Origin of the sequence: Nocardioides sp. GXQ0305 (assembly GCF_050880345.1) — a bacterium.
GTDB lineage: Bacteria > Actinomycetota > Actinomycetes > Propionibacteriales > Nocardioidaceae > Nocardioides.
Map to the genome: position 1 here is coordinate 106,449 of NZ_JBNYXG010000008.1, position 16,335 is coordinate 122,783.

Below are 16,335 nucleotides of genomic sequence, written 5' to 3' on the forward strand. Positions count from 1 at the left end.
GGAGCGCGGCGAGGTGAGGCCCGGCAGGGCGCGCCGGTGACTACTGATCCGCGTCGTCCGCGGAGTCACCGCTCTGGTCGTCGGCGCTCTCCTCGGGGGTCTTGCCCCCGTGCAGGTCGAGCTCGTCGCGGTCGACCTCGTCGGTGTCCACGGACTCGGCGAGCGGGTTGTCCTCGCCGGGCTGCAGGTCCTCGGGGAGGTCCTCGTCGCGGATGCCGCCCTGCTCTCCCTCGGATTCGCTCATGCCCCCGAACCTAGCCGCCGCCGGGTCCGGGCCACACACCCCAACGGCTACAGGAGGGGCAGCCGCTTCTGGCTGCGCGGCAGCTGCTCGTAGCCGCGCACCACCGCCTGCTCCAGCAACCCCGGCTCCCAGGGCCAGTCGGCGGCGCCGATCGCCCCGGCCGCCGGCACCCCCCGCGAGGCGAGGTCGCGCACGGTCTCGGCGACGATGCCGATCTCGTTGCGCTGCACCTCGACGTAGTCGCGGTCGACCGGTGCGCCGTGCCCAGGCACGACGACCGAGCCGCTGGTCGTCAGCCCCAGCACGATGTCGAGGCTCAGCGGCCACTCCAGCGGGAAGCAGTCCGACCCGTACGCCGGCGGGGCGGACTCCTCGACCAGGTCGCCGGCGAGCAGCACGTCGGCATCGGGGACCCGGACGACGAGGTCACCGGCCGTGTGCCCGCGCCCGGGGTGGACCAGCTCGACCGCACGGTCGCCGAGGTCGAGCACCCTGGCGGAGGAGAACGTGTCGTCGGGCAGCACGACCCGGGTGGCCAGGACCTCGTCCCGGTGCGGGTCGTCCGGGGAGTCGGCGTACCGCTGGCGGATCTCCTCGCCGCGTCGTGCCAGCTCGTCGGCCGCGTCCTCGTGGGCGGTCACCGGCGCCGCCGGCCACGCCTCCCGGAAGGCCTCGTTGCCGAACGTGTGGTCGAAGTGCCAGTGGGTGTTCACCACCCCGACGACCTCGCCGGCACCGAGCCGGCTTACGTCGTCGACCACGGTGCGTCCGGCCGCCGTGGAGCCGTGGGTGTCGACCACCAGCAGACCGCGGTCGCCGCCCAGCACCGTGACGTTGGCGTCGAACCACTCGTAGCGCGCCACCCAGACCCGGGACGCCACCTCGGCGAAGTCAGCCATGGAGCAGAGGCTAGTAGGCTTGGCACTCAGCCGAAGTGAGTGCCAGAGGGTGCCCGACGAGTCAGGGAGGTGGCGAACGTGCAGGACGAACGCAGGCTCGCCGTGCTCCGGGCGATCGTCGAGGACTACGTCGCCACCGAGGAGCCGGTCGGCTCCAAGGCCCTCGTCGAGCGGCACCGGCTGGGGGTCTCGCCCGCGACGGTCCGCAACGACATGGCGGCGCTGGAGGAGGAGGGCTTCATCACCCAGCCCCACACCAGCGCCGGGCGGGTGCCGACCGACAAGGGCTACCGGCTCTTCGTCGACCGGCTCACCACCGTCAAGCCGATGAGCGTGGCCGAACGTCGCGCGATCACGACGCTGCTCGACGGAGCCGTCGACCTCGACGACGTCGTCCACCGCTCGGTGCGCCTGCTGGCCCAGCTGACCCGCCAGGTGGCCGTCGTCCAGTACCCCACCCTCAGCCGGAGCACGGTCCGTCACGTCGAGCTGGTCGCGCTCAGCCCCAGTCGGCTGCTGACGGTGCTGATCCTCAGCACCGGCCGGGTCGAGCAGCGACTGGTCGAGATGACGACGACCCTCACCGACGACGTGCTGTCCGACCTGCGGCTCCAGGTCAACCGGGCCGCGACGGGCCAGACCATCGCCGACGCCGTGACCGCGCTGCGGGCTCTGGCCGCCGACGTCGCGACCGCCGCCCCGGTCGTCGAGGCCCTCGCGGAGGCGATGGACGACCACCGGTCCGACGAGCGCATCGTCGTCGGCGGGGCCGCCAACCTCGCCCGCTACGGCGACAGCTTCGACTCCGCGGTGCGCCCGCTCCTCGAGGCGCTGGAGGAGCACGTCGTGCTGCTCAAGCTGCTGGGCGAGGCCAGCGGCGACACCGTCACGGTCCGGATCGGTCACGAGGGCCCCTACCAGGAGCTCGCCTCGACCAGCGTGGTCGCGACCGGCTACGGCCCCGGTGACGAGGCGCTCGCCGCCCTCGGCATCGTCGGCCCCACCCGCATGGACTACCCCGGGACCATGGCCGCGGTGCGCGCGGTTGCGCGCTACGTCTCCCGGATCCTCGACGAGGCATGAGCCACCCCGACCACCCCACGGACGACATGAAGGAACACCGTTGAGCCAGGACCTGTACGACCTCCTGGGCGTCACCCGCGACGCGGACGCCGACGACATCAAGAAGGCCTACCGAAAGCTGGCGCGCCAGTACCACCCCGACGTCAACCCGGACGCCGCCTCGCAGGAGAAGTTCAAGGAGGTCTCCCGCGCCTACGAGGTCCTCTCGGACCCGCAGAAGCGGGCGGCGTACGACCGCGGTGGTGACCCGTTCGCAGGGATGGGCGGCTTCGGTGGCCAGGGTGCGGGTTTCTCGTTCACCGACATCATGGACGCGTTCTTCGGGGGCGGCGGCGCCGCGCCCGGAGGCGGGCGTGGTCCGCGGTCCCGCGTACGCCGCGGCCAGGACGCCCTGATCCGGATCGACGTCGAGCTGGCCGAGGCCGCCTTCGGCGTCACCCGCGAGCTCAAGGTGGACACCGCGGTCGTCTGCACGACCTGCGGTGGCGAGGGAGCGGCCCCCGGGAGCCACCCGGTGCCGTGCGAGACCTGCCGGGGAGCCGGCGAGGTGGCCCACGTCCAGCGGTCGTTCCTGGGCGAGGTCCGGACGCTGCGCCCGTGCGCGGCCTGCCGCGGCTTCGGCACCATCATCCCGGACCCGTGCCGCGAGTGCTCGGGCGACGGACGGGTCCGCTCGCGCCGCACGCTGACCGTCAAGATCCCTGCCGGCGTCGACACCGGCACCCGGGTCCAGCTCGGCGAGCAGGGGGAGGTCGGCCCGGGCGGCGGTCCGGCGGGTGACCTCTACGTGGAGATCAACGTGGCCGCCCACGACACCTTCACCCGGCAGGGCGACGACCTGCACTGCACCATCACGCTCCCGATGACCGCGGCCGCCCTCGGCACCACGCTGACCCTGCCGACCCTCGAGGCCGACCTCGACCAGGGGGCGGGGTCCGGGGTCGAGACCAGCTTCGACCTCGAGATCCGGCCCGGCACCCAGTCGGGCGCCGAGCAGGTGCTCCGCGGCCGTGGGGTCCCGGGACTGCGGGGTGGCGGACGCGGCAACCTGGTGGTCCACACGGTCGTGGAGACGCCGACCCGCCTCGACCCGCGGCAGGAGGAGCTGCTGCACGAGCTGGCCGCGCTCCGCAGCGAGGAGCAGCCGACGGGGCAGGTCCGGCCGGCGTCGAAGTCGGTCTTCGGACGGCTCCGCGACGCGTTCAACCCGCACTGATCCCGGCACCGATGAGCCTCCCCGTCCACCTGGTGCCGTCGCTGGACGGCGTGGCGCCGGGCTCGACGGTCGCGGTGACCGGCGACGAGGCCCACCACGCCGTGGCCGTACGGCGGCTGCGCGCCGGTGAGCAGGTGGTGCTCACCGACGGCGTCGGAGCCGCGGCCACGGGCGCCGTGGTCTCGACCGGCAAGCGGGTCTTCGAGGTCGCGGTCGACGACGTCCGCCACGAGCCGCGACCGGAGCCCGAGCTGGTCGTGGTCCAGGCCCTGCCCAAGGGCGACCGCGGCGAGCGCGCGGTCGAGGTGCTGACCGAGATCGGCGTCGACACCGTCGTGCCGTGGGCAGCGTCGCGCAGCGTGGCGGTCTGGCGCGGCGAGCGCGCCGCCCGGTCGCTGGCGAAGTGGCGGGCCACCGCCCGGGAGGCCGCCAAGCAGGCACGTCGCACCTGGCACCCGCAGGTCGCGCCGCTCGCCTCGACCGCCGACGCGGCGGACCTGGTGGCCGACGCCGACCTGGCGCTGGTCCTGCACGAGGACGCGACCACGACCCTGTCCACGGTCGAGGTGCCCGCGACCGGCACCGTCGTGCTCGTGGTCGGTCCCGAGGGCGGGCTGACCGACGAGGAGGTCACCGGGTTCGTCGACGCCGGGGCCACGCCGGTGCGGCTCGGCGCCGAGGTGCTGCGGACCTCCACCGCCGGGCTCGCGGCCGCGGCGGCCCTCCTCGTCCGTACCCCGCGCTGGGGCTAGCGCGTCACGCCTTCGACGCGAACCACGGGTGGTGCAGGTCGTGGAAGCTCAGGTCGTGGACCATCCGGTCCCAGCTGGCCATGGCGTCGTGCATCGGCCCGGAGTCGGGAACGGTCCGCGACTCCGCCTCCCGGGCGGCCGCCTCGCTGGTGAAGGCCACCGTCTCGGTGAAGGTGCCGTCGGGCTCGATCGCGAACGTGGCGCCGATGATCTCCGGCCGCGCTTCGTGGAGCAGCGTCTCCATCTCCCGCATCCCGGACTCGAGGGCATCGGGGTCGTCGAGCCGGCCGCGGATGACCTGGACGAAGCCGGCCTGGTCGGACCCGCCCTCGAGCATCATCACGACGCGGTCGCAGTCGTGGAACTCGACCGGGCCGTCGAAGCAGGCCTCCATCCGGCTCCACCACGCGCCCTGCTCCTCGCGGGCCGAGTTGGCCATCGCTGCCTCGCGCGACTCGAAGCGGACGACCGCGACCAGCTGGCCGTCGTCGGTGAAGCCGTAGGTGCCGCCGAGCCACCCGACGGCGCCGGGTGCGATGTCGGCGAGCCACTCGTCCATGAGCCGTCGGCACTCGTCCTGGCGACGGCAGCTGCCCTGGATGATCTGGATGAACATGAGGTCCCCCTGCTGTCCGGGGACGCCCGAGGGTGGGCACCGCGCCTCGCCCCCGTCTGGTGACGTTACGACCGGCCCCGGAGGGGGTCAAGGGCCGCCGGAAAGAGGGCGGACCCGCTCACTCGACGACGATGCGGCGGGTGTCGGAGAAGGCGCCGGGCCCCTCGGCCCCGCCCGTCGGGTCGTCGGTGGTGACCTCGAGGGTGTAGGTGCCGGGCTCGACGGAGGAGAGGTCGATCCTGCCGCGGAACGGATGGAGCTGCACGCCCATCGACCCCTTCGCGGTGAAGAAGCCCTGGTCCACCGTCTGCCCCGCCTCGTCGGTCAGCGTCCAGGGGACGTTGCCCTCGAAGGAGCTGGCCACGCCCTCGACGGACATCCGGCCGGAGACGGCCTGTCCCTCGTCGGGGGCGCTCAGGTTGACGTGGGACAGGATGTCGATGGGGGTCGCCGCGGTCTGCGGCTCCACCGACGCGGTGCCGAGGACCTGGTCGACCGGCCCGTCGGTCGTCGTGAACTCCACCGGCAGCCGCTGCTGGGCGTACGCCTGGAGCGTGTAGACGACCTGCTGCACCGAGGCCCGCGCCTCCTCCTCCGTCATCGACTCGGGGAGATCCTCCAGCGAGGGGTCGGCGAGCTCGACGGTGATCCGGTCGTCACCCACCTCGGCTCCCGCGAAGGCGCCGTCGGGCCACTCGGTGCGGTAGTCGGGGTCCGCCGGAGCGGTGGTCAGCAGCCGGACCGACGCGTCGGGGCCGTCGTCGGCGGACTCCACCGACCGGAACTCGCGGTAGAGGCGTACGCCGGCCGGCGTCTCGCCGAGGTAGTAGCCGGCCACGGCACGGGCCGCCACCGGCGGGGCGCTCGACTCGGCGTCGGCGTCGTCGGACGCCGCGCCGGGCGAGGAGGCCACCGGCGGGTCGACCGGGTCGTCGTCACCCAGCAGCTCGGGCCCGACCGCCACCGCGGCCACCGCGGCACCGCCCGCGAGCGCGGCCCCGGCGAGCGCGACCAGGGCCGCGCGTCGACGGGGCGGTCGCGACACCCGGGCGCGCAGCTCACCGAGCCGGTCGTCGGGCTCGATCCCTGACACGGCTCCGCGCAGCAGCTCGCCGAGCCGGCGGTCGAGCTCGGGGTCGAGCTGGTCGCGGGGGCTCATGTGCGGTCCTCGAGGTAGTCGGAGAGGGACACCCGCAGCGCGGCGGCCCCACGTGACGCGTGGCTCTTCACCGCACCCCGGCTGATGCCGAGCGCGTCGGCGATCTCGGCCTCGGAGAGCTCGGAGTAGTAGCGCAGGGCGAGCACCTCACGCTGGCGCGCGGGCAGGGCCCGGAGCGCGTCGAGCACCCGGTCGCGGCGGTCGTCGGACATCACGGCGTGGTCGGCGCCGGGCAGCGTGGTCACCGGGCGCTCCCGCTCGGCGTGCCGCTCGACGACGGCCCGGTGGCGCAGGGCCGATCGGCCCCGGTTGACCACCGTCTGACGGAGGTAGGCCAGCGCCCGGTCGGGGTCCCGCAGCCGGCGCCAGCGGCTGTGCACGGCCACGAAGGAGTCCTGGACGATCTCCTCGGCGAGCGACACGTCGTGCACCAGGAGCACGCCGAGGCGGACCAGCGAACGCCAGTGGGCGGCGTACAGCTGGTCCAGCGCCTGGTCGGCGTCCCAGGTCGTCGGGCCGCTCACGAGGAGCGGTCCGGCGTAGAGGGTCGCATGCATCAGCACGCTAGTAGCACGCGTCGCCGCCTCAGGTGGTTGACACCCGTCGAACCCGGATTCCTCTCCTACAGTGGCCCCATGACCTCCGAGAGCCGTCAGGTCGACACCGATCCGGACTGCCTGTTCTGCAAGATCGTGGCCGGTGAGATCCCGGGCGACCTCGTCCTCACCACCGACCACGTGGTCGCCTTCCGCGACGTCAACCCGGTGGCGCCCACCCACGTGCTGGTCGTCCCCCGCCACCACCGGCCCGACGCGGCGGCGACCACCGAGGCCGATCCGGAGGCGGTGGGACGGCTGGTGGCGGCCGCGGCCGAGGTGGCGGGCCGCGAGGGCCTGAGCGACTACCGGCTGGTGCTCAACACCGGTCCCGGGGCCGGTCAGAGCGTCTTCCACACCCACCTGCACCTGCTCGGCGGGCGGGAGCTGGCCTGGCCCCCCGGGTGAGGGACGCCGGGGGCCCGAATCCCGGTGGGCCCGGCGCGGAGCCCCTGCGTAGCATGGGAGGCCCATGACCGACACTCCGCACTCCACCGATCGCGGTGCCGACTCGGCGGTCGACCGCACCGCGACCCGGCACACCGTCGTCGTCCCCAACAGCATCGACCTCGTCAGCCTGCTCGGACCCGCTGACGAGCACCTCGCCCTGCTCGAGAAGGCCTTCGACGCCGACATCCACGTGCGCGGCAACCGGATCACCCTCCAGGGCGAGCCGGGCGAGATCGCGCTCGCCGAGCGGCTGCTCGACGAGCTGGTGACGATCCTCCGCACGGGTCAGGGGCTCTCGACCGAGACCGTCGAGCGGGTGCTGGCCATGCTCCGGGCGGAGACCACCGAGCGTCCTGCCGACGTGCTGTCGCTCAACATCCTCTCCAACCGCGGCCGCTCGATCCGCCCGAAGACCCTCAACCAGAAGCGCTACGTCGACTCCATCGACAAGCACACCATCACCTTCGGCATCGGGCCGGCCGGGACGGGCAAGACCTATCTCGCGATGGCCAAGGCCGTGCAGGCGTTGCAGGGCAAGGACGTCAACCGGATCATCCTCACCCGCCCGGCGGTCGAGGCCGGCGAGCGGCTCGGGTTCCTGCCCGGGACCCTCAGCGAGAAGATCGACCCCTACCTGCGCCCGCTGTACGACGCGCTGCACGACATGATCGACCCCGAGTCGATCCCCAAGCTGCTCGCAGCCGGCACCATCGAGGTCGCGCCCCTGGCCTACATGCGGGGCCGGACCCTCAACGACGCGTTCGTGATCCTCGACGAGGCGCAGAACACCACGCCGGAGCAGATGAAGATGTTCCTGACGCGGCTCGGCTTCGGCTCCAAGATCGTGGTGACCGGCGACGTGACCCAGATCGACCTGCCCGGCGCCACCCGCTCCGGGCTCAAGGTCGTCCAGGAGATCCTGACCGGTGTCGAGGACGTCGTGTTCAACATGCTCACCAGCCACGACGTCGTCCGCCACAAGCTGGTCGGGCGGATCGTCGCGGCGTACGACGACTGGGACGCCAAGCGCCCGCCGGTGACCGACCGGGGGTCGCGACCGTGAGCATCGAGGTCCTGGACGAGTCCGGGACCGGGCTCGACGTCCAGCGCCTCGCCTCCCTCTCCCGGTTCGTGATGGACCGGATGCGCGTCCACCCGCTGGCCGAGCTGTGCATCAAGGCGGTCGACGAGGCCACCATCGCCGAGCTCAACGAGCAGTGGATGGAGAAGGAGGGGCCGACCGACGTGCTGGCCTTCCCCATGGACGAGCTGCGCCCGGGCCTCGTCGACCAGGACCCCGAGGAGGGTGTCCTCGGCGACCTCGTGCTGTGCCCGGCGGTGGCCGAGCGCCAGGGCGAGACCGCGGGCCACGGGACCGGTGCGGAGCTGGAGCTGCTCACCGTCCACGGCATCCTGCACCTGCTCGGCTACGACCACGCGGAGCCGGACGAGCACCGCGAGATGTTCGGGCTCCAGGACCAGCTGCTGGGGGAGTGGCGACAGCGGTGACCGCGGGCGACGTGTGGTTGCTGAGCGCGGCCGCGACCCTGGTGGTGCTGGCCGGCCTCTTCTCCGCGGCCGACGCCGCGCTGTCGGCGTCGTCGCGGGCCCGGGCCGCGGAGCTCGCGGGGGAGGGGCGTGCCGGCGCCAGGCGGCTGGTCACCGTCCTCGACGACCCCGCCCGCTACCTCAACACCGCCCTGCTGTTGCGGCTGCTGTGCGAGATCGCGGCCATCGTCTTCGTCACCCAGCTGGTCCGCGACGCCTGGACCTACGCCTTCTGGCCCGCCGCGCTCACCTCGATCGCCGTGATGCTGGTCGTGTCGTTCGTGGTCATCGGCGTCGCGCCGCGCACCCTCGGCCGGCAGCACAGCGAGCGGGTCGCCCTCTGGTCGGCGGCGCCGCTCGCCGCCATCACCAGGATCCTCGGCCCGGTCCCGCGGCTGCTGATCCTGGTCGGCAACGCGATCACCCCCGGCCGCGGGTTCCGGGAGGGCCCGTTCTCGACCGAGACCGAGCTCCGCGAGCTGGTCGACCTGGCCGAGGCCTCGGCGGTGATCGAGTCCGGCGAGCGGAAGATGATCCACTCGGTGTTCGACCTCGGCGACACGATCGCCCGTGAGGTGATGGTGCCCCGCAACGACGTCGTCTACATCGAGCGCCACAAGAACCTGCGGCAGACCATGTCGCTGTTCCTGCGCAGCGGCTTCTCGCGGGTCCCGGTGATCGGCGAGAACCTCGACGACGTCCTCGGCTTCGCCTACCTCAAGGACCTGGTGCGCCGCGACTTCGAGGCGCCCGACGTCGAGTTCACCCAGCGGGTCGAGGAAGTGATGCGCCCCGCGTTCTTCGTGCCCGACTCCAAGCCGGTCGACGCGCTGCTCTCCGAGATGCAGGCCAAGCGCCAGCACGTCGCGGTCGTGGTCGACGAGTACGGCGGCACGGCGGGGCTGATCACCATCGAGGACCTGCTGGAGGAGATCGTCGGCGAGATCACCGACGAGTACGACGAGGACGAGATCGAGGTCGAGCAGCTCGACGACGGCTCGGCCCGCGTCTCCTCGCGCTACCCGGTCGACGACCTCGACGAGCTGTTCGGCTTCGACGTCGAGGAGGAGGACGTCGACAGCGTGGGCGGGCTGATGGCCAAGCACCTCGGGCTGGTCCCGATCCCGGGTTCCTCCGTGGAGGCCCACGGCCTGCGCTTCACCGCCGAGGACGCCGCCGGGCGCCGCAACAAGATCGACACGGTCCTGATCAGCAGGATCGAGCCCGCCGCGCGCCCGGCGCAGGAGGACGCGGATGCCTGACCTCGCGGGCGAGGACGGCAAGCTGGTGACCCTGGCGCGCAGCACCCGGGCCCGGACGAGCGCGGCCGAGGGGGCGGCGGTCCGGGACAGCGACGGGCGCACCTACGCCGCCGCCACCGTCGACCTGCCGTCGCTGCAGGTCTCGGCCGTCGCGGTCTGCGTGGCGATGGCGGTCTCGTCCGGTTCGCGCGGTCTCGAGGCCGTGGTGGTCCTCACCGACGCCGGCTCGCTGGCCGAGCGCGACCTCGACGTGGTCCGCGACTTCGCCGGCGCCGGCGTACCGATCCACCGCGGTGACCCGCGCGGCCGGGTCGTCGAGACGCGGGAGTCCTAGCCGGTCTAGTCCGGCGGGCGCTGTCCCCGGCCCGGAGAATGGCCTGGAGAACGGTCCGGAAATGAGTCACGCGTGTGTCAGAGACACACGCGTGACTTGCCATCCCCCGGCTCCCGCAGACTAGGGCGCGCGACGGCAAATCGGACCGGGCTGGAACGAGTTGACTGGAAACTTGACCAGATTGTCGTTCTGTCGGTCACAATTGGGCCCATGAACCTCGCTGACTCCGCCCTCCTGCAGGAGATCCGCCCCTATGAGCTGGGGTCGCGACTCCGCGCAGCCCGCCTCGCGCGGGGCTGGACGCAGACCGACCTGGCCGGCGACCTGGTGTCCGTCGGCTACGTCTCGCGACTGGAGTCCGGGCATCGACGACCCAACGCCGAGGTGCTCGAGGCGCTGGCCCAGCGACTGGGCGTCTCGATCGACATGCTGCTGCGCGGTGCGACCGCGCCCGAGCAGGACGAGCTCCGGCTGGCCCTCGACTTCGCCGAGCTCTCCCTCGAGAACGGCGAGCACGCCGAGGCCGAGGTCCGGGCCCGCGAGGCGCGCGACCGCGCCGTGGCGATCGTCCACCACGACCTCGCCGACCGGGCGACCTACCTGGTCGCCCGAGCGCTCGAGTCGCAGGGCAACGTCGACGACGCGATCCTGGAGCTCGAGACGATCGTGTCCAGCGGTGGCGCGATCCCGCTCGAGCCCGGCGCCATCCCCCGCGCGGGCGTGGTGGCGATCCCACGGATCCAGGCGGCCATCGCGCTGAGCCGGTGCTACCGCGAGTCCGGTGACCTGTCGCTGGCCATCGAGGCCGGCGAGCGCGTGCTGGCCGAGCTGGAGGGGTCCCCGCTCGACAGCAGCGACGAGGCCGTCCAGCTCTCGGTCACCATCGCGCTCGCCTACCAGTCGCGAGGCGACACGGGTCAGGCCATCCGAATCTGCCGTCGGGCGATCGCCAAGGCCGAGAAGCTGAACTCCCCGAAGGCCCGCGCCGCGGCGTACTGGAACGCGAGCCTCTTCGAGTCCGATCGCGGCTCGGTGGCGGAGGCGATCCCGCTCGCCGAGCGCGCCCTCGCGCTCCTGGCCGAGGGGCAGGACGGGCGCAACCTGGCCCGGCTGCGGACGGCGCTCGCCGACATGCAGCTGCAGCTCGACCCGCCCGACGTCGACGCGGCGCTCGCCATGCTCGACCTAGCGGCCGAGGAGCTTGCCGCCTCCAGTGGTGGGGTGCTCGACATCGCGCGCAACGACATCGCGAGGGCGCGCGCCCTGCTGCTCGCGGGCGACCTGGTGGCGGCCCACGAGCTCGGCGCCGTGGTGCACGCCAAGGTGGCCGGGCAGTCACCTCTTGCGGCGGCCGACGCCAAGCTGATCGAGGGCCAGGCAGCGGCTGCCGCCGGGCGCCCCGACGACGCGCGGGCGGCCTACCGGGACGCGGTGCTCCAGCTCACCGGAGTGGGCGCCGACCGTGACGCGGCCGACCTGTGGTTCGAGCTCGCGGGCCTGCTCGAGGCGCTGGGCGACCTCGACGCGGCGCGCGACGCCTACCGGAGCGCCGCTGCCTCGACCGGACTGCGGGCGCGGACGGCGATCCCGATGAGCGTGAACGTGTCGTCGGCGATCCCCTGACGGGGACCCAGCGGGTCTCGGGAACTCGCTGGAGGTCTCGTGAGGGTGACGCCGAGTGTGAGCGTCAGCAGCAGCCGCTGCGGTCCTTGGCCACGGCGATGCCAGTGGTGGCGGTGCCGACACCCATGGTGGTGACGGCGACGGTCATGACGGCGGCGACGGCGAGCTTGAGCTTGCGGGTCATGGCGATGAGCTCCTTGGGGAGTCGGGGGTGTGGGAGTGGTCGCGCCAAGCATGGAGCATGGGGTGGCAAATCCGGAAGTGCCCGAAGTTGCCGAACGTGTCGGTAACCCCTGGTCAGGAGGTGCCCGAATGCACTGTTTTGCCTGCTCAGAGGGGGTGGTCTGGACGACCAAAAACATGTTCCGGAAACCCTCCCCCCACGGCCGATAACGTGTAAACTCTGGTCACAGACGCGAGGCAAACCCCACGAACCGCCTCCGTCGGGAGCTCGCAACGAGTCCATCCCCCCGGACCCGACGAGCGCGTGTTCCGTAATGGGCACGAAGAGGCCTCCCGCACCCACGGTGCGGGGGGCCTCGTGTCGTGCGCGGGACCCTCCCGGAGGTGATCCTGCCGCGCCGCGGCGGCCAGGTCTAGCGTGAGATCCGGAGGTGGGGTGATGAGCCGGCAGCTGCGACCGGCCACCGATGCCGACACGGCGGCCGCGTGGGACGACTTCGTGGACCGCTACGTCGCCCGGCGGTCCGGCCCGGAGGACGCCCTGCGCCGGGTGCTCGCCGCCGACCCCGACCTCGCCGTGGCGCACGCCGCAGCCCTGCTGCTCGCGCTCTTCGACGTCGCCGGGTTCGACGCGGCGGACGAGGCAGCGGCCGCGCGGGCCGGGCACGCCGACCACGACTGGGAGCGCTCGTTCACCGAGGCCGTCCTCACCACGCACAGCCAGGGGATCTGGCCCGCGCGGCCGAGCTGGGTGCGGCACCACCGACACCACCCGGCCGACCTGGTGGGGCTGGGCGTGGCGGTGTTCCTCGCCTCGACCTCCACCGAGCCGGACGGTGACGAGCAGGCGCTCGGCCACGTCCGGGCCTCCGCCGCCGCGGTCGGCGAGCACCCGGTGCTGCTCGGCTACGAGGCGATGCACGCCCAGGACCGGGGTCGTCTCGAGGAGGCGCACCGGGACGCCGTACGAGCCCTCGAGCTGGACCCGACCGGCTTCTCCGGCGGACATCCGTTGGCCCACGTCCACTTCGAGGCGGGTGACCACGACCGTGGTCTGGCCTGGCTGGACGCCTGGTTGCCGGGCACCGACCAGGAGGCGCCGTTCGGGTCGCACCTCGTCTGGCACTCGGCCCTCCACCACCTCGCGGTCGGCGACGGTGACGGGGCGCTGGAGCGCTACCGGCACTGCGCGTCCCGCCCGGGAGCAGGGGGCCTCGTCGACGGCACCTCGATGCTCTGGCGCTGCCAGCTGCACGGCCTGGTGCCCGAGGGCACCGACCCGTCGGACACCCCGGTCGCCCCGATGGTCGCCTCCCTGGTGGGGTCGGTGCCGTCCACCTTCGTCGGTGTCCACGTGGCCCTGGGGCTCGCCACCGCCGGCGACGCGGAGGCGCTCCGGCGGTTCGCGGCAGCGGCGGCGTCGTTCGGCGCACCCGGCGCAGCCGACCTGCTTCCCGGGCTGGCCCGCGGCCTGGCGGCGTACGTCGAGGGGGACCACCCGACCGCGAGCGACCTGCTCCTGGCCGAGGAGGCCGCCGTCGTGCGCTACGGCGGGTCGCACGCCCAGCGCGAGGTCTTCGAGGACACCCTGCTCCAGGCGCTCACGCGCGCCGGGCGCCACGAGGAGGCGATGTCCCGGCTGCTCGTCCGGCTCGACCGCCGCGAGAGCCGGCTCGACGCCAACCTGCTCGCGCGCGCCCGGTCGGCTGGCTAACGTGGGGCCCGTGAGCGATCCCGTCGGGTGGGAGCGCCACGGGGAGGGCGTGGACCGGCTGGTCCGCAGCTACGTCACCATCCCGCGGGGCGCGCCGGTGCGACTGCGCACCACCACGTCCAACCTGTTCCGGCCGCGCGTGCACGCCGACGCGCGGCTCGACGCCTCCGGGCTCACCGGCGTGGTGGCGGTCGACGCCGAGGCGCGCACCGCCGACGTCCAGGGCGTGTGCACCTACGAGGACCTGGTCGACGCCACGCTGGCCCACGGGCTGATGCCGCTGGTCGTCCCGCAGCTGCGCACCATCACGCTCGGCGGTGCGGTCGCCGGTCTCGGGATCGAGGCGACGTCGTTCCGCAACGGGCTGCCCCACGAGTCTGTCCGGGAGATGGACGTGCTGACCGGTGCCGGCGAGGTGGTGACCACCCGACCCGGGGACGAGCTGTTCGACACCTTCCCCAACACCTACGGCTCGCTCGGCTACGCCACGAGGCTCCGGATCGACCTCGAGCCGGCGCCGCGCTACGTCGGGCTGCGGCACCTGCGGTTCGACGACCCCGCACTGCTCGCGAAGACGGTGGCGGAGATCGCCGCGACCGGCAGCTACGAGGGGGAGCAGGTCGACGGCCTCGACGGGGTCGCGTTCGAACCGGGCCGCCTCGTCCTCACCCTCGCCCGCTGGCAGGACACCGGTGGGCCGACCAGCGACTACACGGGTCAGCAGGTCTACTACCGCTCGGTCGCCGAGCGCGACACCGACCTGCTCACCGGGCTGGACTACCTCTGGCGCTGGGACACCGACTGGTTCTGGTGCTCGCGCGCCTTCGGCGCCCAGCACCCCCTCCTCCGACGGGTGTGGGCGCGGCGCTGGCGCCGCTCGGACGTCTACCTGCGGCTGCTGGCCCTCGACCACCGGTTCGACATCGCCGACCGGCTCGACCGTCGCGCCAACCGTCCGCAGCGCGAGCGGGTCATCCAGGACGTCGAGATCCCGGTCGACCGGCTCCCGGAGTTCCTGGCCTGGTTCGACGAGACCGTCGGCATGCGGCCGGTGTGGCTGTGCCCGGTGCGGGCGACCCGGACCTGGCCGACGTACCCGCTCGATCCCGAGGTGCTCTACGTCAACGTCGGCTTCTGGGGCACCGTCCACGTCGGCCCGGACGCCGTCGACGCCCCCCGCAACCGGGCCATCGAGCAGGAGGTCCACCGGCTCGGCGGCCACAAGAGCCTCTACTCCGAGGCGTTCTACGACCGGGCGACGTTCGACGCGCTCTACGACGGGGACCACCTGGCCCGCGTCAAGCAGCGGTTCGACCCCGACGACCGGCTCACGTCCCTCTACGACAAGGTGGTGCGACGCGCGTGACCCAGAAGACCCGACCGACCACTCCCAGCCTGACCATCGCCGAGGCCGTCGACTCGCTGATGCGCGACGGCATGCCCCTGCGGTTCACGGCGTACGACGGCAGCGCCGTCGGGCCGCCGGACTCGCCGGTCGCGCTGGAGCTGACCTCGCCCCGGGGCCTCGCCTACCTGCTGACCGCGCCCGGCGACCTCGGCATGGCCCGCGCCTACGTGACCGGCGACCTGCTGCTCCACGGCGTCCACCCGGGCGACCCCTACGACGCACTGGTGTTCCTCCAGAACAGCCTCCGCTTCCGCACCCCGACGGCGAGCGAGGGCCTCACGGTGCTGCGGTCGCTCGGTCTCGGCAGCCTGCGGCCACCGCCGCCGCCCCCGCAGGAGACGCTCCCGCGCTGGCGACGGGCGGTCGAGGGGCTGCGGCACTCGCGCGGCCGGGACGCCGAGGCGATCCACCACCACTACGACGTCTCCAACCGGTTCTACGAGCTGGTGCTCGGCCCGTCGATGACCTACACCTGCGCGGTGTTCCCGCACGCCGACGCCACCCTCGAGGAGGCACAGGCCGAGAAGTACGACCTGGTCTGCCGCAAGCTCGACCTCAAGCCCGGCCAGCGGCTGCTCGACGTCGGCTGCGGCTGGGGTGGGATGGTCCGCCACGCCGCCCGCGAGTACGGCGTGCACGCGCTCGGCGTCACCCTCTCCCGGCAGCAGGCCGAGTGGGGCAAGGAGGCGATCGACCGCGAGGGTCTCGGCGACCGCGCGGAGGTCCGCCACCTCGACTACCGGGACGTCCTGGAGTCCGACTTCGACGCGGTGAGCTCGATCGGGCTGACCGAGCACATCGGCGTCCGCAACTACCCGGCGTACTTCCGCCACCTGCGGGACCGCCTGCGACCCGAGGGCCGGCTGCTCAACCACTGCATCACCCGGCCGCACAACCGGCGGCAGGCGATCGGCGCGTTCCTGGACCGCTACGTCTTCCCCGACGGCGAGCTCACGGGGTCGGGGCGGATCATCACCGAGGCCCAGGACGCCGGGCTCGAGGTGATGCACGAGGAGAACCTGCGCCGTCACTACGCGCTCACCCTCACCGGGTGGTGCCGCAACCTCGTCGACCACTGGGACGAGGCCGTGGCGGAGGTCGGCGAGGGGACGGCGCGGGTGTGGGGGCTCTACATGGCCGGGTCCCGGCTGGCCTTCGAGCGCAACGAGATCCAGCTCCACCAGGTGCTGGCGGGCCGCACGACCGCGTCCGGTGCCGACGGATTCCCCCTACGGCCGACGTGGTGAC

The 16,335-nt window shown here is 73.1% G+C and carries 17 protein-coding genes; 12 read left to right on the plus strand and 5 right to left on the minus strand.

All coding sequences use genetic code 11. The features are described 5' to 3' along the window. Positions 1–40: 40 nt before the first annotated feature. Positions 41–244, minus strand: coding sequence for a hypothetical protein (locus ACQ1X7_RS18330; RefSeq protein ID WP_432479677.1), 204 nt, complete (start codon positions 242–244; stop codon positions 41–43). A 47-nt stretch (positions 245–291) separates the two neighbouring features. Beyond that, positions 292–1,143, minus strand: a complete 852-nt coding sequence (locus tag ACQ1X7_RS18335; RefSeq protein ID WP_432479678.1) for an MBL fold metallo-hydrolase — start codon at positions 1,141–1,143, stop codon at positions 292–294. A 78-nt stretch (positions 1,144–1,221) separates the two neighbouring features. On the opposite strand from ACQ1X7_RS18335, the gene hrcA reads away from it, so the two are divergent. Genes hrcA through ACQ1X7_RS18350 form a run of 3 tightly spaced genes read left to right on the plus strand, consistent with a single transcriptional unit; the run spans position 1,222 to position 4,194 of the window. Further along, positions 1,222–2,226, plus strand: coding sequence for a heat-inducible transcriptional repressor HrcA (gene hrcA / locus ACQ1X7_RS18340; RefSeq protein ID WP_432479748.1), 1,005 nt, complete (start codon positions 1,222–1,224; stop codon positions 2,224–2,226). A gap of 40 nt (positions 2,227–2,266) precedes the next feature. Next, the gene (dnaJ, locus tag ACQ1X7_RS18345; protein ID WP_432479679.1) at positions 2,267–3,442 is read left to right on the plus strand and encodes a molecular chaperone DnaJ; all 1,176 of its coding nucleotides are present in this window, start codon (positions 2,267–2,269) and stop codon (positions 3,440–3,442) included. A gap of 11 nt (positions 3,443–3,453) precedes the next feature. Next, positions 3,454–4,194, plus strand: a complete 741-nt coding sequence (locus tag ACQ1X7_RS18350; RefSeq protein ID WP_432479680.1) for a 16S rRNA (uracil(1498)-N(3))-methyltransferase — start codon at positions 3,454–3,456, stop codon at positions 4,192–4,194. 4 nt (positions 4,195–4,198) lie between these two features. Here ACQ1X7_RS18350 and ACQ1X7_RS18355 read toward each other — a convergent pair whose 3' ends face one another. The 3 genes from ACQ1X7_RS18355 to ACQ1X7_RS18365 all read right to left on the minus strand — a co-directional run bounded on the left by ACQ1X7_RS18355 (position 4,199) and on the right by ACQ1X7_RS18365 (position 6,526). Next, entirely contained in the window at positions 4,199–4,810 is a 612-nt protein-coding gene (locus ACQ1X7_RS18355) for a hypothetical protein (protein WP_432479681.1), read from the minus strand. Between the two features lie 118 nt (positions 4,811–4,928). Continuing rightward, positions 4,929–5,969 (minus strand): Gmad2 immunoglobulin-like domain-containing protein, encoded by a 1,041-nt coding sequence (locus ACQ1X7_RS18360; protein WP_432479682.1) that lies wholly within the window; start codon positions 5,967–5,969, stop codon positions 4,929–4,931. Then, positions 5,966–6,526, minus strand: coding sequence for a SigE family RNA polymerase sigma factor (locus tag ACQ1X7_RS18365; protein WP_432479683.1), 561 nt, complete (start codon positions 6,524–6,526; stop codon positions 5,966–5,968). Before ACQ1X7_RS18365 ends, ACQ1X7_RS18360 begins: the two co-directional genes overlap by 4 nt. A gap of 78 nt (positions 6,527–6,604) precedes the next feature. Here ACQ1X7_RS18365 and ACQ1X7_RS18370 point away from each other — a divergent pair, with 78 nt between their 5' ends. The 9 genes from ACQ1X7_RS18370 to ACQ1X7_RS18410 all read left to right on the plus strand — a co-directional run bounded on the left by ACQ1X7_RS18370 (position 6,605) and on the right by ACQ1X7_RS18410 (position 16,334). Continuing rightward, positions 6,605–6,973, plus strand: coding sequence for a histidine triad nucleotide-binding protein (locus ACQ1X7_RS18370; protein ID WP_432479684.1), 369 nt, complete (start codon positions 6,605–6,607; stop codon positions 6,971–6,973). Between the two features lie 64 nt (positions 6,974–7,037). After that, the gene (locus ACQ1X7_RS18375) at positions 7,038–8,078 is read left to right on the plus strand and encodes a PhoH family protein (protein ID WP_432479685.1); all 1,041 of its coding nucleotides are present in this window, start codon (positions 7,038–7,040) and stop codon (positions 8,076–8,078) included. Then, positions 8,075–8,524, plus strand: a complete 450-nt coding sequence (gene ybeY / locus ACQ1X7_RS18380; protein WP_432479686.1) for an rRNA maturation RNase YbeY — start codon at positions 8,075–8,077, stop codon at positions 8,522–8,524. Before ACQ1X7_RS18375 ends, ybeY begins: the two co-directional genes overlap by 4 nt. After that, on the plus strand, positions 8,521–9,825 hold the full coding sequence (locus ACQ1X7_RS18385) for a hemolysin family protein (protein ID WP_432479687.1): 1,305 nt from the start codon (positions 8,521–8,523) through the stop codon (positions 9,823–9,825). Before ybeY ends, ACQ1X7_RS18385 begins: the two co-directional genes overlap by 4 nt. Next, complete coding sequence (locus ACQ1X7_RS18390) at positions 9,818–10,159, plus strand: cytidine deaminase (protein WP_432479688.1); 342 nt, start codon at positions 9,818–9,820, stop codon at positions 10,157–10,159. Before ACQ1X7_RS18385 ends, ACQ1X7_RS18390 begins: the two co-directional genes overlap by 8 nt. Positions 10,160–10,369: 210 nt before the next feature. Next, a complete protein-coding gene (locus ACQ1X7_RS18395) occupies positions 10,370–11,782 on the plus strand; it encodes a helix-turn-helix domain-containing protein (RefSeq protein WP_432479689.1) in 1,413 nt (470 codons plus the stop codon). Positions 11,783–12,404: 622 nt separating this feature from the next. Next, on the plus strand, positions 12,405–13,679 hold the full coding sequence (locus tag ACQ1X7_RS18400; protein WP_432479690.1) for a hypothetical protein: 1,275 nt from the start codon (positions 12,405–12,407) through the stop codon (positions 13,677–13,679). A 10-nt stretch (positions 13,680–13,689) separates the two neighbouring features. Then, a complete protein-coding gene (locus ACQ1X7_RS18405; RefSeq protein WP_432479691.1) occupies positions 13,690–15,045 on the plus strand; it encodes an FAD-binding oxidoreductase in 1,356 nt (451 codons plus the stop codon). After that, entirely contained in the window at positions 15,042–16,334 is a 1,293-nt protein-coding gene (locus tag ACQ1X7_RS18410) for a class I SAM-dependent methyltransferase (RefSeq protein ID WP_432479692.1), read from the plus strand. Before ACQ1X7_RS18405 ends, ACQ1X7_RS18410 begins: the two co-directional genes overlap by 4 nt. The last annotated feature ends 1 nt before the right edge of the window (position 16,335 follow it).